The following is a 15016-nucleotide window of genomic DNA, read 5'->3' as shown; positions in this document are numbered from 1 at the left end:
GACTGAAAATCTGTCTGCTATAGGCTTTTTCGTAAACCTTGTTAAATTGTAGTGAATTTCACCCATTTGGCGAAGTTTTTCTATTATTGCATCTTGTATGGCATTACTTAATGAATTTATCATAATATTAGTCATTGAATAAGCTCTTGTATAACTAGTCTTACTCGCTCAAATTCATATATAATAATTCCTATTACTATAAGCCAGATGATTACTTTTGCTACAATAGAAAGTGTTGGATATTTTTTTTTGAGTGTTTTTGCATCTGATAGAACCATTTCTTTATTGAGTTTATAAGGTGGCTTCTTTGAAAGCATCTCAATATTTATAAACTGGAATAAACTGCTAATTGCATAAATTGTCAAAATAAAAAAGTCCAATAAGAAATAGGTCATACAGAAACGTACAATAACGACTATTGCTATTTTTATAGTGAGACATCCGTCTATTTCATTAAATGACTTTGCTAAATGAATACTTGAAATATTTATCTGATACCCATATAATAATGACCCTATAAGAATTGATATAACAATTAAAGCAATAAAAATTGAATACGATGTCAAAGCATTAAATTGCCGAAGATAATTCCATGATTTCAATTTGTTAATTTTATCCTCATCCGTTTCAACATTAAAGTCTAATTCTTTAAACTTATCATAGACAATTACAATAAGAGCAAGAAAAAGACCTGTCATGATACTTAATGAACTTAATAAAAAGTCAATAATATCAGTACTTAATCCAGAATGATTTGTTAATACAAAAATGGAAGCTAATAAAATAGCAATCCATTGTAAAGTCGTAAAATATAATTTAGGTTTTGTGTTGGTACATGTAGCATTCTGATATTGCCATTTTTGCCCTTCTGAAATTAGATTGAGAATGTAAAATAACAAATTTGAAGTGTTCATAACAATATTATTCTATACTGTGTATATTTCATGACGAATTTGCCCTAAAAGCTCATCGCACATAGATTTAATATCTACCCTCTTCAAGGTGCCCAGCTCTGCATCTTGAAAACGATCTTCAATTTCAATGATTGGCTTTATTTTCAAATCATTCCCCAAAGAAAAAGAATAACTTTTATTCTCTTTTTTCAAAGTCCCATTCTTTCTAGAAAATTCAGATAACCGCTTTGTTACCAATCCTAATTTCATTGATGCCCCTCTCAGAGCATGTAACATATTATTAACCAGATCAAAATCTGTTTTATCTTCATTTGGAGGAGTAATTTTTATAGAGATACCATACTGTTTTTCGATAGGGTCTTCTCCTTCTTCATCAACGACACTTGTTGTCATATAATCAGTAAAGGTTAATGTATCAACAACACTACCATTTTTATATTCTTCAATCAAACTGCTAGGTACAAATCTTTCAAACTTCACAGCAGAACGATGCGTTTTCAATAATTCTATAAGCAAAAATTGTACAGCCGAACTTATCTTCAAACTTCCTTTCTTCTCAATTAACAATAATCCTATTTTTGAACCAAGCGGTAAATGAAGATACATATAAAATCTTTCAGTTACCATTTTATCTCGACCTAATTGCTCTCTTTGGGAAACATCTGTAGTTCGAGCAATAGTTTTGATTTTATCATATGGACCACCATTAACAAATCCTTCAATACAATTCTGTTCAGAATGATTTGATAAAATTGTATTTACATCTTCGCCTTCATTAACAAACAAAGACAAACCTAATTTCGTTTTATCAGATGTCCAAGCTGCATCTTCTGTAAGTTTATTAAGCAGTTTCCTGAACAGGTAGTTAGAATATTCTATATCAGTATTAATTGTAATTTCATCAGCTTCTGCTTTTTCTCTAATTATTTGACGAACGGTTTTACGCCCCAAAATAATCTTATATATTTCTAATTGACTTTCAGTTTGCGCCATAATCTTTCAATGTTTATTGGTAACAAAATTACAAAATTACCTAATACAACTATCACGGGATATAGTTAAGAAGATTTAACTTTTAAACAACACTTATTTGATAACAACAAGTTGGCCTTACAACTGACCGAAAATTCTTATTTTTAAGTTATTTTATGGCTGTTTTATAAAATTCACCAAAGTTTATGTAACAAAAAAAATAAACTTTGCTATTATGAAAACAATTGGTGAATTTAAATCATTATTCGATTTATTGCAAGCATTTCTAACGGAGGAAAGTTACATCAAGCATTTGAAATAGTAACGCTGGGCAAACGGTATTGTCATGGAAGAATAACTAATGACTAAACATTTGAGTTAGTGACTTTTCCTAAGAATTGGTATATAATAGTTAAAATGGAGAGAATTACTCACTAACTAAAATTCTGTTATGAGGAATATCTAAAATGCAATATTCGTTATCTTCCAAGCTGTCAACATAACAATAAATCAACACGTTATTACATATATAAATATTTGATATTCTGGTATATTTACTTGGTGCTATCCTATTCAATAAGTATCTTTGTACATGTAAATGATTGGCTTGATGTTCTTTCCTGAATTAGATACTCTTTTGTTTGTTAGAAAAATTTATTCCTATGAAATTACGTAAGAAAGGAAAAACCTCCAATTCAGAATGGTTTGGTGTAGAACATTATCGAATTTTCCATGAAATGGATTTATTCAGGTATGTAAACATGGAGAGATTAAAAATGTTATATCCTGATATTTTTGGAAATCCCAAACCGAAGCTCGTCAAGAAAAGACAGCACAACTAAATGCTTGAAGCCAGCACCCTAAATGTCCTTAAGGTGTTGGCTTTTTCTGTTTACTCGGAGTATATGATCTTTCGCCTAATGGTCTTGTAACAGCTAGTGCTTTTGCCGTCGATCTTTCTAGTCACGCTTTCAATCTCGAACCAGTTCGACAGGTCTGTCGCCACAGACTTCCTGTCTATTTCAAGAAAACCGTATATCTCGTTCAAGTCATTCTTTATTTCCGTTGCGGTTTTCACCGTTCCCGTGTCCGTGTACCCTTTTTGATACAGTAATTCCACGATCTTGTTGCCCTCGGAGGTTAAAGATAGTTTTGTTAGCTCTCTTTTGATGTTCGTGACGTTGTAATTCAACTCTTTAACCCTGCATTCCCCGATCTTGTAAAAAGCGGGTTTCACTAGCGGTTTTTGCCTTTCAATGATCGTTGCCCTGTCGTCCTCGAAAGAGAGAATCATGCTACCCGATCTTTTTAAATCGGCATACTCGTTAAACAAGTCCCGAAATGACTCCCTAGGTTTGGCAGGCATTCTCTTTTCCTTTTCCACCTCGCTAACGTGTGCCTCGTATTGATTTTTTAATATTAAACCTCTCTTGCGGTATTCTTCACGCACGGATTCTAAAGAAGTGTAATCGTGATTGGTTAGCTTGAAATTTCGGGTATCCATTTTTAACAGGTTGGGATCGTATTCCAGCGTGTTAGTTTCATCGTTCCACGTTATGTACTTCCCGTCAAAGCCTGTCTTCTTTAAACTCGCTATAACGGTTTTCCTGTGTTCCTCTTGCATTTGATTGATCGCCTCGACAAACGATTTGCTCTTTCCAGCTTGTCTTCCCGTTGCCGCTCTAAATTCTTCAAGACTGACGTTCGTCCTGTATTGATTCGTGTTATACAGGTGTGTGACCTCGGACTTGTAAACACTATCCCTCACACGTCCCGCCACCTGTATAAACGTTGTACTCATGTCAAGCAAGGTATGCCCCCTGTGAATATCCGTGATAATAAATGTCTTTCCTCTCTTGTCGTAAATATCGCATCCCTCGAAAGCGGTAGAGGTGTAAAAGTTAATCCTTTTAACGGGTGTTGTCGTGTCTTCAATCTCGTACCTTTCACCTAGTTTAGCTTGATTCTTGCCCCGACTTTCCGTTGAACAAACAATCCTAACCTCTTCGGGTTGCAAGCTCGCTTTTTTAATAACAGAGGATATAAACTCGACACTGTTCACGAATAAATGCAAGTTGTTGTCTCTCGGTTCAATTTCTATCAATCCAACGGTAGAGTTAATTAAATCGGTTGCGTGTATGGAGGTGATCCCCGTAATTTCGGGTTCTTCCCATTCAACCTTGACAACGGGTAATCCTGCAAGTTCATCAAGTAAAAATTCTCTATCGACAGGCGTGGCAGTCATGTAAGTAACCCTGTCGAATTGCAGGCTTTGCGCAACCAGCTTTCTAATAGCTGCCAATCTAAAGTTATAGCTATTTGTCAGCACGTGCAATTCATCAACGAGTAAATCCATGCCAGTGTACGGGTTCACCCCGTTTTGTTGAAGTAACCTTGTCACCCTCTCCACGCTGTTGTAAGTTGTCGCTATTTTTAACCTGTCTCCATGTTCATGTATGTATCTAGTAATTTCCTCGTCCCTTGTATCTCCTGTCACGCCTAGCAAGTGTTTAAACTGTCCTGTCTTGTTATAAACTAGGTTCTTGTAAGGCATGGCGATCAAGGTCGGGTAATCGTTGTTTATTGCAACGTGCGTTCCCCCGCACCCTGTCCTTCCCTTGTCAAGAATACACTTGTTGAAATCTTTATCGTTAAACCTGTCACTGAATACTAGCCGATCGCATAGATCGCTTAAATAATTTGTCCCTTTTGGTGCTGTTATACATTCTGTTTGCATTCCCATTTTAAAATAGGTGTTTATATATAGATAATCTCTGTTTCCCGCTAGACAGTTTTTTTAATTCTATATTCTTTATAAACAAGTGGTGAACTCGCAAGCGGGATTCCTGTCCGAAGTTGATCTTGAAAACGGGTTGATCTCGACAGGAATATTGATTTTATAAACTATATAAAGGAATAGTCATTTCAGAATCAGAAAACCTGTCCGAAGTTGGAAATTGATCTTGAAGTCAGTTTGTAATGGTGATCGAGTTCGTGGTGATAAGTGCCGATCTCTTTGTAAAATCTTGTTAGAGGGCGGTTGCTCGGGAAAAAAATCTACTTGATGATTAATTGGCTTGAAAGCGATAGTAAACGGGGTATTATTCATCATTCAAACTCTTACCAGTTTCTCCCAATTCTCTAGTACAAAGATACTTCAAAAGATAATCTAAACCTAACGTGTACCTCTCTTTTAAGATGTTTTATGTTAGCACGTTTCAAACAGGTTAAACGTCATGAAAACACGTTTTAAACAGGATAATCGTGCGTGAAACACGTTTTTGTCACGTTTATCGTGCAAATAACAGGCTAATGAGAGGATAATCGTGAATTATGATTGTAATTTAAAAAGGATTGAATACCTTTGCACTTGGAAGGACGTTTATGACGAAGTAGTCCCAGCTATGAAGTAAAGCGTGTGTTGGGGAATAGAACGTGTGGAGGGTCTATTTCTCACTTTTGGTCATCTGTCCACGATTTTATAGCCCATTGGCTAGGTGGTTAGTGATAACCATTATTAAGATGACATACAGCAGTTATATTGGAGAATTGGTAAAAGGTCGATAGTCATTAGACTCGGCTATATTTGATTAATTTAAAGATATAATTGACATGGAAACATATTCAGAGTTCCGAAAAGTCGTGGAAGAGCTGATAGCGACTCAAAACAAGTTAGCTCAGGTTGAAAAGGAGTTAGAAACCTTGAAATCCAAGCGTGAAAGTAAACGGAGGGCGAACCCCGATAGTGCTTTTAATAGTGTCCTGTCTAGTGCTAGGGGACGGTTAAGAGCGCAGGAGGGAACGCACGAAGAACTTGCACGTAAAATAATATTGAAAGCTCTAGTTAAGAACGGGATGCCCACAATCGAGTTCTTCGTGAAGTTTGATAAAGCTGTTAAGAGATTATTAGCTTTGAAAACTTTTAATGAAGAATGCAAGACATTCCGCTATTCTTTAACACCGAGATTCGTAGCTCAACACGTCGTGCTAGCAGGCGAAAAGCTAGTAAATGAAGTGTTCAAGAATGGACTAGAGAACACGTTTCATGAGAAATTGTATCGGATGAACTTCGCCATTTTCTCGGAAGATGAATTGACAAGGTATCAGAATGATCCTCTTTCAAAAGAAACTATTGATGAACTTGCAGAGGTTTCTTCTGCGGAATAGTCAATACAAATAAACAGCCTTTCCATTGCTGGGGTTCTTTGGAAAGGCTCATTTATTATAACCGTTTCCCCGAAATTGGAGAAACGGTATTATTGTTTATAGTAGGTTGCTCATTGCAGCCTCCATTTGCGTGTTCTCGAAACTATCGAGGTAGATTTGGGTTGTCTTTAAATCGGTATGTCCTAACATCTCGCTAATTAGAGAAATGTTGACACCCGAGTTCTTTAATATCGTGGCGAATGAATGCCTTGCGACGTATGTTGTCATGTCGGCTTCGATTTCGAGTTCAGAAGCGAGAACTTTCAATTCACGATTGACCTTTGCGAGTACCTTGTGCACCCTGTTCTTCTTCTGCACGGGTGTTTTGTGTACCTTGGCGTCGAAAATCGGGAACAAGTAACGAGCCTTTTTCTCGTGATACTTGTTGATGATCTCTCTCGCTTGGTCGCATAGTTTCAATTTTATCTCCCCGTGCGTTTTCTGTCGTGTGTACTTTAACTTCCCGTTACAGATATTATCCACCGAGAGGTTCGCTATATCTACAAACGATATTCCACCACACAAGTAAGAGAACGTGAAAACATCACGGGTTAAGGTTCTTAACTTCGTTGCGTTTATGGTTTCCGTGTAGATAATTTTCATCACCTCTTCTTTGGAAATGGCTCTTTTCTTGGTCTTCGTGTTAAACTTGCTGACCTTGTACTCGTCGAAAGGGTAAAACTTCTTGTTAGCGACACCTGCATCAATGGCTTTGTTATACGCACTTCGTAACGTTCTGAATTGTAAACTTATGGAGGTTTCTTTATTCCCTTTGTCCTTCTGCCATTGCTCGTACTTTTCTAGCCATTTTTTGTTAATGTTACTGAAATAGAAATCTAGCTTGTTCTTGGTAAACGCTTTCAAGGAGTTAAGTGAATCCGTGTATATACTAGTGTTACCCGCCTTTCCATTCTTTTTGAACTCTTCAATTAACTCGGAGTAGAATTCTTTCACCGTTTTAGGCTTAAGTTCCTGTTCCGTGCTTTCCACCAAAGAGGCTGCCGTGTATTCCTTTTGCTCGACCTTTAATTCAAGGATTTGCTTGTTGTACTCGGCTATCTTGTCCGCAATGATCTTGTTAATAAGTTCTTTATTCGGACACGTTTTCTTCGGGCAGTTCTTTGAAACGTCCCACAAGTTCGGGTGAATCGAGATACCGATGCTCACGAGTTTACGTTTACCATTTTTGTAAACACGAAGCATTAACGGGTGTTCCCCGTTTGAAAGTGTCTTGTACTTGTAGTAAACTACTGAAATAGAGGTTCCCATGTCAAATTTTTGGTTGACGCCTCGGTTGACAATTACTGTTGAAAACCCACTAAAACCGCTAAAAATAAAAAAGCACCTACAATCGTAAGTGCTTTAAAATGAGAGCGGAAAACGGGACTCAAACCCGCGACCCCCAGCTTGGAAGGCTAGTGCTCTATCGACTGAGCTATTTCCGCAATCTATTTATTTATAATCACTTACAACTTGGTAAATGTCTTTTTATTTCTGTGGTTTACCTGTTGGTTTACCTCAATGTAAAATCAGAAATGAAGTAATTTGTTTTGCAAATATTTAAATATCAATATATTATTGTTGATGTTTTCATTCCCAATTTTGATGAAAATCATGAATTTTTTTTATGATTTTACCTAGTTGGTAATAAAAATTTCTCATAAAATTCATAAGATAATGAGTAAAAATGATGTTCTACTGATTATCTCATCCTCTACACTTCAATAGTATTTATATCTTATATATTACAGATTGAAGTGTTGGTGGTTGGTATTTAGCTAGTGTTGCTCATAGGTCATTATTTTTAAAGTTATCAACTATCCTTTTATAGATGTGTGGTTGAATAGGAACTTAAATAAAATGCTTATGATTCACATTTAGTTTCTTCCATTAATCTCATTCCATATTATCTTCTTTCAATTGTTTTTGGAGTATTTTTAAGGGTATAGATGCAGCTATATAACATGAATCTATCTCTTGTATATATTCATATATAAGCATAACATCTCTTTCTAGGAACTCTTTTTGATCTTTATTTTTCAATCGAGAAATGAAGCTCCCATGCTCTAGTGATATAATATTTAAATAATATTCATTATATATAGAATCCTGTTCCCAATCAGCTAATGTTACTTGAATGTTTTTCATTTCTTCTGGGGTGTAGATTTGTAGAATTGTAATGCTATCTGTATCATTAACATTATCATGATCATGATTTATATAGGAAACTTCAATTGATCCCATGATGTTGTTATTATCATCAGGGATAAATATTATCTTTGTGAAGATGTGATTTACTTGATTCCATGTGAGTGATGCATTACTAAGCTTAGCAATTAGATTCTTTCTTTCCATTGGGGATAGGAGAGTATCTTCTTGCATTTTATCATATATATTGATATTAGATGTGATTCTGTGCTGTGCTTCTGTGTATATGTCCAAGTCTTTACTATTATATCCAGATATAATGGTATCTAGAGCTATATTGTAGTTATTAAATTGCGAACTTGTTTTGGTGTTACAAGCATTAAAGGAGATGATAAGGAAAAGGAATGTAATTATGATATTAGATTGTGTTTTCATCGTGGGACAGTTTTATTTGATTTTATATATGATTGATATGTTTTTGTCCTGTATATAGATATGAAATATAGATATTATAAAGTTAGTATAGGGATTAGAAAATTTAGTAATAAAGATTCAGTTTGTAAACTAATTGAATTGAGCTGTACAAACTTGTAGTGGCATCTGACCACCATCCTGTAGTTTCTTTATTAAATTCTCACTTATTTTCATAATATTAATTTTTAATTTTAAATTTTAATTACAAACTCTTAATCTTGAATTATTTACAAAAATAAAACTTTTTAACCTTGTTTCCTAGTAACCTTGTAAAATTTTAATTTACAAGATGTTGTGTTATTTTATCTAATTTCTTAATCTCTATGATATAGCTTTTATAGATTTATATATCTAAGAGAGGTATCTGCTTATTTTTCATAATTCATATTATTTCAATTGTTGTTATTTTATTATATTTGCTGTTATTAATTAAATCTTATATTATGAATTGTCCTAATCAAGAATGCCAGAGTGATATTTTCGATATTAATGAAACATATATAAATGGGAAAGATTATATTGTCATAACTTGTAGCAACTGTAATGCCCATATTGGAGTATTTCCAGATCCCCAACCTCTTCTTGACAAGATCAAAGAACTTGAAAGTAAGATTGAGGATTTAGAAAGTAGAATTAGTGATCTAGAGGGTTAGGATCTAATTCCTTTCTCTCTATTACATAACTTTTAGGTATCTCTATAAAATTCTTTGCCATAGAGTTTGGGATGCATATTCCATATATACTGGATGCCAAAACTATTACTTTATCATTTTCTGCTATTAAAAATCCTACTGTAGTAGTTGGGGTATTGATTTTGAAAATATTGAGTATTCGGATCTAAAGAGATTCCATCTCTATGTTGTACATAAGTTCCATCCCATGTTACTTGCATGAGAGGTGTTTGTTTTATTTCGTTATTCATACTCATGTTCATTTTAAATTGTTAGTTTTTCAGGAGGAAGTTCATAATGTATAAACCCATCTATATAATCCTCTTCTGATAGATTATGTTCTCTTATATATTCATCAAATTCTTCTTGAGAATAAAATACCATATATTCTTCTGTTGCTTTGAGCATTAAGGTTAAAGCATATCCACTTCCAATATTCATAATCATTCATTTTTATTATTTAGATTATTAGTTTCTTCTGGGAGAGGAATAATATTTTCTTCTTCTTTTATCTCTGGATCAGATAATACTGGGAAAATGACATCATTACCTTCATCATCTTTAATCCAAACAATAGGGCAAGGTATAAACATATTTATTCATTTTTATTATTTGAATTATTATTTTTCTTCTGGAAAAAGAGGTATATTCTCAAATAATGGATCTGGAACAGTTATGAATAATATTCCATCTTCATATTCTCCTTCTGATAGATTATTTACTTTTAAATATTCAAAGCTTTCTTTACGTGTTTTAAAACATTTGCATTCCCCAGTAATTTTATTTTCTATAGAATATAATATTCCTAAATGTTCATATTCATCATCATTCTCTTCCATAATTATTCATTTTTATTATTTAACATTGTAGCTCCTCCAATTGCTGTGGGAACTGTAGCATATCCATATTTACTAATTGCATTTATAAATTTACCACTATCTATTAACTGTAGAATTTCTGCCCCTGTTAGTGTGTTTAAATTACATTCATTATTCATTAATTAGTTTCTTTTGGAATAAATTTCTTTGTATCTAGGAATTCAATAATTTCATTATATTTATCATTATCTAATAATTTATAAAACTTGGAAGCTGTAATTATATATTCCTTAAGTTCTGATAGATTCTGAATATTAACTTTATCCAATTTGTTTTGGACTAGTCTTATTTCTTCTCTATTCTTATATTCAGAATAGTTTGTGTTATATCTTCCAAGATCTTTAAACATAAGGTATAATAAATTTAGATTATCCTTATTTACCTCACATAATAATTCATCTTTATTGAAAAAATCAAATATATTAGTGACTACATCAAAATTAGATTTGGCAGAATTATAAAATGTAACAAGTTTAAGTTCATTTAAATTATCATTTGGACTCATTGCTCATATTCATTAATGATTTAACACCTAAAAATCCGGGAATCACACTTGGAGCCAATTTAATTCCTTCAATCAATGTTTTATTATTTGAATCTACTCCTTTTATAAAATGTCTTTTATTTTCAATTATAAATTGTTTAGCTTCTTCATCAGTTAAATCTCTAGTTCCAATTTTATGTTTTACTCTAAATGCCCATAAATCTGAATGTAATTCATCTCCACTTGCAGCCCATTCATTAGAAGTATTTAAGAATTTACTTAATTTATTTCCTACATTAGTATTAGCATTTAGCTTTCCATAAGTTCCACTAGAGTTTAAAACATCTAATGACACTCCATAATTATTTTGTAATAAATGTGTTGCCTCATGGTTAGAAGTTCTTCTAATCTCCTTGGGTTTTCTTAAAATTCCAGAGTTATCTCTACGTTTTATAGCTATATCATTATATCCTTGAGAATCATCAAAATATCCTGTTATAGACTTATTTTTTAAATTTTCTTTTACAGAGCCTAAGTCGGATTCTCCTTTATATTGATAATGATTTCTTTTAGGACTGTTGTCATATAAAATAAACCTATTTATTTCTTCTCCATCCGAATCAAGCATATAACTATATTTATCTCTAACATTTAATCCAGAATTTTTAATTCTTTTTGCAATATTAGGATCAAGATCATATTTAACTAATTCTGGCATATATGGAGAATCTTTATATATTTTATATTTAGATAGATCAGAACTGCCATTCCACATTTGAATTACTTCGTCAATTCCTTTTTGGAAAGCTTTATCTTGTTGTTTTGTTATGATTTTTTCTCCTACTTTTGTTTTGGATGCTAGTTTATATAATTCATCTGGAAGTTTAGAAACTTTAGAAAGTTTTCCAGCACCATAAGGTAACATCTCCAACCCAGCTTGTACACCACCACTAACATAATCACCCTTAGCTGCACTAATCCCAGCATCACCCAAACCTAACACCATCCCTGCAGCTGGATTTAACATAGAAGTCCCAACTGCTGCATAATCTCTTAAATCCAATCCAACTTGTTTCAATTTATCTCCAAAATCTTGAATCTGTTTTAATGTATGATTAAGATTATTTGCTTCTCTAATATCTTTAGAAGGAGCTTGAGATAAATAAGTCCTATTATCTGGAAGCTCCTTTTCTTCTTTCTTCTTCAATCTAGGTTCTAGTTTACTATTTATTCTAGTATTATCTCTAGGCTGAGTTTTCTCTTTTAATCCTCTTGAGTAAGAATTTACTTTATCAAAATCTAAAGCCATTTCTTCATATTTATGTTTAAATTATTAGTTATTTTGTGGTGTAATTACAGCTCAAATAGTTCTTGCAACTTTAAAAATAATTGAGTATTAATTAATTTAATGGGAGGAACTAATTATGATCTGTAATTGCACCTTTTCAAAACCTGTCTTTGTACATGGTTATCGCCGCTTTAGATACGGTAAGTGGGAGGATGTGTCAGCATACTGCCGCAGATTACCTAGAAGGTAATAATATCTAAAGCCATTGCAGAGGGCTTTGTACTCTGCTATTTCTAAGTATTTATCTATCACAAATTTAATATATATTCTCATAATTTCCAATGTGTTATATATTATTTAGAATGAATATAAATAGTTGTTGAGACAACTTTTGTTGATTCTATATATAATTCATCAATTCTTGTCCTTATTTATTATATTTGCTGTTATTAATTTTAAATTTATTCATTATGAGCGATCGTCAAACTTACTTCACTCTTCGTGGTAAATCTAAAAAAGATTATGAGTTTTCTTGTTATTACCCTGAGGACATACTTCCAATTAAAGATTGTGTTTATATTCTAGTTATTGAAACTACATATCTCCATTTACCAGATACTGGAATGGATGTTGTCTTTTGTGGTGAAGTTGATAGTAGTGGTTTAAATTCCATTTCAAAAACTTATGTGTATGATGGTAAGACATATAATATTTTATATGTAGGTGTATTAGAAGAACCCTCACATGATGAGCGAATTAAAATTATAGATGACATCATTCAAGCTTTTCAAGATATTAAAAACTCTTTAGAATAATAATAGTACCATCTTCCATTGTGTATTTATCTGTGAGGTAGGGGCGTTTATATTCTGCTTTTACCTCCTTTTTCTTTTCTTCTGGAAGTTGATCTAACAGAGATTTAAATAACTCTAATTCTTCTTCTGTTGCCTCTAAATGTCCTCCTAATCTAGATGTAATGTATTCCTTATCATTTATTTTTCTAAATACAGAAAAATTAGGGTGTTCATAAGTAATAGCGTATATAGTCCCTTCTTCATTTTTAAATGCGGCTATGGGATATTCTGTACTTTGGTAACGCCAAGTAACTTGAATTTCTTTTGGTGTTTCTATTTTTGTGTACATAATTCATGTTCATTTTAAATATTTGTTATTAACCATATAATAGTTATAGGATTAAATCCGATTACTAATAACCATATTAAATATTTCCATTTTCTTATATAGCCATAGTATATAATTGAAGGAATTAGTAATATGATAGCCATTAGCAATATATAATCTGATATGTTAGATAATTGTTTCCAATATACTAGATTACATATTCCCCAATATTCTCTTAATGCGATTGCTATTAACATTGATGATATAACACTAAGATTTAATCCTGCAACTATTAATAATGGTAGTTTATTGGTAGTATTTATCTTCATTTGTATAATAATTCTTCATGTTATCTCTTAATAGAAATGATCCTTGTTTTGGATCAAATTTAATATCTTCACGTATTCTTAAAGTTTTTTCTCTTTCTGGGATACTATATTTACCTGTATATCTTGAAGGAAAATCATAAGTATCATATAATTTAATGGTATTAGTATTCTTATCCCATTTCATGCCAAACTTACCTAATATCTCTAATCCAGAAGCCCTATCTTGTATATAATTAGGATTTCTTTTAACTTCTTTGATTGACATATGTTCCTTAGCCTGTTGAGCTTTTCCTGAATCTAATAATTCCTTACCAAATTTGTACATATCATTCATTGTATCTTCTTCTGGTAATTCTGGATATTTTTCTTTGTATGTTTGATAGTTTCTTACTATTCTTCCCATGTTAAGAGTGTCAGCCAATGCTTGAACTCTTCTAGCTACTGGTTGAGGAACCCCAACATATTCTGAATTAGACCCATTTTCTTTATCCCAATTAATTTTAGATTTAGTATCAGGAACTAATGTTTTATTTCTACCTAAGTTTAAATAGTGTTTCCAATATGCTTCTTCTACTGGAGTTGCCATATCATTTTCAGGTCTTAGAGGTATAGTAGAGCCTAACCAACTATAAATTGGAAAAGTTGAATATCTTAATGTGGAGAAAAGATTAAACCCATCTGCTGGATTTATAAAATTATAGGCTCTTTCTGCCTGTGTCTGTTTAATAGGTTCATCCTTTTTCACTATTCCACCTTTACTAAATTTTCTTACTTTATTCAAATAAGCATTTACTTTCTCAAAATCTATCATCATTCTACAGTACTAATAAATTCACCTTCATCCTTAGTATTATATAATATCTCTCTAACTAATAACTTCCCAGCCTCAATTGCAGCATCATCAGTGCCTTCTTTAAATAACTCTTCTAACCTCTCAGTTACCTTTGGTCTGAATATAATCTCATTCTTCTCAATCTCAGCCGCTTGTTTAGTGGAACCTCCTTTTTCCATTAGGACAGGGATTCCTTTGTTAGTGACTACTCCTTCAACATTGATGTTGTGTTTTCTGGCGTGTAATGCTCCGATTGGTAGGAGGTTTACATCGTTTTCTTTGTCTTTTAGATATTTTCTGTAATGAGTGATGAATTTGGCTCCTTTCTATAGCCTCACTATTTAGAGGGACAAATCTAGTTCATTCTATATATAATTCATCAATTATTGTCCTACTCCTTATTTCTCACAATCTGGATAATAAATAGGATCATGGCAATAATATCAATCATCATCCATGCTCCTTTGTCATGTAAATAAACAGGAATAATAGGATTAAATAGTATAGCAACAATCCCAAACATGATGCTCCATATATTTATCCCGTTACTTGAATTTTGGAATGCTGCAATAACAGCACCAATGGTTATGGCTATTCTCACTAGGGTATAAAATCCCCCTGTGATTGGTAGGAGAGCTATTCCTAATATGATGCAACAAGCTATGTAAAGAGGTTTCATATTAGTAGTAATTGAAGTA

The 15016-nt window shown here is 32.7% G+C and carries 19 protein-coding genes and 1 tRNA gene; 4 read left to right on the top strand and 16 right to left on the bottom strand.

Annotation, left to right across the window (positions count from 1 at the left end; all coding sequences use genetic code 11):
- Positions 1–131: 131 nt before the first annotated feature.
- Both R8806_RS10955 and R8806_RS10950 read right to left on the bottom strand, forming a co-directional pair.
- The gene (locus R8806_RS10955) at positions 132–914 is read right to left on the bottom strand and encodes a hypothetical protein (protein ID WP_151411496.1); all 783 of its coding nucleotides are present in this window, start codon (positions 912–914) and stop codon (positions 132–134) included.
- A gap of 12 nt (positions 915–926) precedes the next feature.
- Complete coding sequence (locus R8806_RS10950; RefSeq protein WP_151411497.1) at positions 927–1907, bottom strand: hypothetical protein; 981 nt, start codon at positions 1905–1907, stop codon at positions 927–929.
- Between the two features lie 641 nt (positions 1908–2548).
- On the opposite strand from R8806_RS10950, the gene R8806_RS10945 reads away from it, so the two are divergent.
- Positions 2549–2728: a hypothetical protein gene (locus R8806_RS10945; protein ID WP_124316726.1), complete on the top strand. Its 180-nt coding sequence runs from the start codon at positions 2549–2551 to the stop codon at positions 2726–2728.
- A 50-nt stretch (positions 2729–2778) separates the two neighbouring features.
- Here R8806_RS10945 and R8806_RS10940 read toward each other — a convergent pair whose 3' ends face one another.
- Positions 2779–4623, bottom strand: coding sequence for a hypothetical protein (locus R8806_RS10940; RefSeq protein ID WP_124316725.1), 1845 nt, complete (start codon positions 4621–4623; stop codon positions 2779–2781).
- A gap of 875 nt (positions 4624–5498) precedes the next feature.
- On the opposite strand from R8806_RS10940, the gene R8806_RS10935 reads away from it, so the two are divergent.
- Positions 5499–6053 carry a hypothetical protein gene (locus R8806_RS10935; protein ID WP_124316724.1) on the top strand — a complete coding sequence of 185 codons (555 nt, stop codon included), beginning with the start codon at positions 5499–5501 and terminating at the stop codon, positions 6051–6053.
- A gap of 96 nt (positions 6054–6149) precedes the next feature.
- Here R8806_RS10935 and R8806_RS10930 read toward each other — a convergent pair whose 3' ends face one another.
- From R8806_RS10930 to R8806_RS10920, 3 genes are all read right to left on the bottom strand, one after another.
- Positions 6150–7361 (bottom strand): site-specific integrase, encoded by a 1212-nt coding sequence (locus tag R8806_RS10930; protein WP_124316723.1) that lies wholly within the window; start codon positions 7359–7361, stop codon positions 6150–6152.
- Positions 7362–7464: 103 nt separating this feature from the next.
- Positions 7465–7537 (bottom strand) — tRNA-Gly (locus tag R8806_RS10925).
- Positions 7538–7988: 451 nt separating this feature from the next.
- A complete protein-coding gene (locus R8806_RS10920) occupies positions 7989–8675 on the bottom strand; it encodes a hypothetical protein (RefSeq protein WP_124316893.1) in 687 nt (228 codons plus the stop codon).
- Positions 8676–9157: 482 nt separating this feature from the next.
- Here R8806_RS10920 and R8806_RS10915 point away from each other — a divergent pair, with 482 nt between their 5' ends.
- Complete coding sequence (locus R8806_RS10915; RefSeq protein ID WP_151411498.1) at positions 9158–9367, top strand: hypothetical protein; 210 nt, start codon at positions 9158–9160, stop codon at positions 9365–9367.
- 282 nt (positions 9368–9649) lie between these two features.
- Here R8806_RS10915 and R8806_RS10910 read toward each other — a convergent pair whose 3' ends face one another.
- Genes R8806_RS10910 through R8806_RS10885 form a run of 6 tightly spaced genes read right to left on the bottom strand, consistent with a single transcriptional unit; the run spans position 9650 to position 12056 of the window.
- Entirely contained in the window at positions 9650–9826 is a 177-nt protein-coding gene (locus tag R8806_RS10910; RefSeq protein WP_167513897.1) for a hypothetical protein, read from the bottom strand.
- 2 nt (positions 9827–9828) lie between these two features.
- Complete coding sequence (locus R8806_RS10905) at positions 9829–9978, bottom strand: hypothetical protein (protein WP_167513898.1); 150 nt, start codon at positions 9976–9978, stop codon at positions 9829–9831.
- A 27-nt stretch (positions 9979–10005) separates the two neighbouring features.
- A complete protein-coding gene (locus tag R8806_RS10900; RefSeq protein WP_151411499.1) occupies positions 10006–10224 on the bottom strand; it encodes a hypothetical protein in 219 nt (72 codons plus the stop codon).
- A 2-nt stretch (positions 10225–10226) separates the two neighbouring features.
- Positions 10227–10382: a hypothetical protein gene (locus tag R8806_RS10895; RefSeq protein ID WP_167513899.1), complete on the bottom strand. Its 156-nt coding sequence runs from the start codon at positions 10380–10382 to the stop codon at positions 10227–10229.
- Positions 10382–10768 carry a hypothetical protein gene (locus tag R8806_RS10890; RefSeq protein WP_151411500.1) on the bottom strand — a complete coding sequence of 129 codons (387 nt, stop codon included), beginning with the start codon at positions 10766–10768 and terminating at the stop codon, positions 10382–10384. The genes R8806_RS10895 and R8806_RS10890 overlap by 1 nt, the downstream gene beginning before the upstream one ends.
- On the bottom strand, positions 10755–12056 hold the full coding sequence (locus tag R8806_RS10885; RefSeq protein WP_151411501.1) for a hypothetical protein: 1302 nt from the start codon (positions 12054–12056) through the stop codon (positions 10755–10757). The genes R8806_RS10890 and R8806_RS10885 overlap by 14 nt, the downstream gene beginning before the upstream one ends.
- Positions 12057–12505: 449 nt before the next feature.
- Here R8806_RS10885 and R8806_RS10880 point away from each other — a divergent pair, with 449 nt between their 5' ends.
- Positions 12506–12850, top strand: coding sequence for a hypothetical protein (locus R8806_RS10880; protein WP_124318454.1), 345 nt, complete (start codon positions 12506–12508; stop codon positions 12848–12850).
- Here the strand turns inward: R8806_RS10880 and R8806_RS10875 are convergent.
- From R8806_RS10875 to R8806_RS10860, 4 genes are all read right to left on the bottom strand, one after another.
- The gene (locus R8806_RS10875; RefSeq protein WP_124318455.1) at positions 12831–13178 is read right to left on the bottom strand and encodes a hypothetical protein; all 348 of its coding nucleotides are present in this window, start codon (positions 13176–13178) and stop codon (positions 12831–12833) included. The genes R8806_RS10880 and R8806_RS10875 overlap by 20 nt on opposite strands.
- A 285-nt stretch (positions 13179–13463) precedes the next feature.
- Entirely contained in the window at positions 13464–14300 is an 837-nt protein-coding gene (locus tag R8806_RS10870) for a hypothetical protein (protein ID WP_151411502.1), read from the bottom strand.
- Positions 14297–14497, bottom strand: coding sequence for a hypothetical protein (locus R8806_RS10865; protein ID WP_124318453.1), 201 nt, complete (start codon positions 14495–14497; stop codon positions 14297–14299). The genes R8806_RS10870 and R8806_RS10865 overlap by 4 nt, the downstream gene beginning before the upstream one ends.
- Before the next feature lie 212 nt (positions 14498–14709).
- On the bottom strand, positions 14710–14997 hold the full coding sequence (locus R8806_RS10860; protein WP_124318472.1) for a DUF6804 family protein: 288 nt from the start codon (positions 14995–14997) through the stop codon (positions 14710–14712).
- Between the last annotated feature and the right edge of the window lie 19 nt (positions 14998–15016).

This window comes from Butyricimonas faecihominis, from assembly GCF_033096445.1.
In the GTDB taxonomy this organism is placed as follows: domain Bacteria; phylum Bacteroidota; class Bacteroidia; order Bacteroidales; family Marinifilaceae; genus Butyricimonas; species Butyricimonas faecihominis.
The sequence above is the reverse complement of the archived record's forward strand: the minus strand, read 5'-3'. Positions and strand labels throughout refer to the sequence as shown.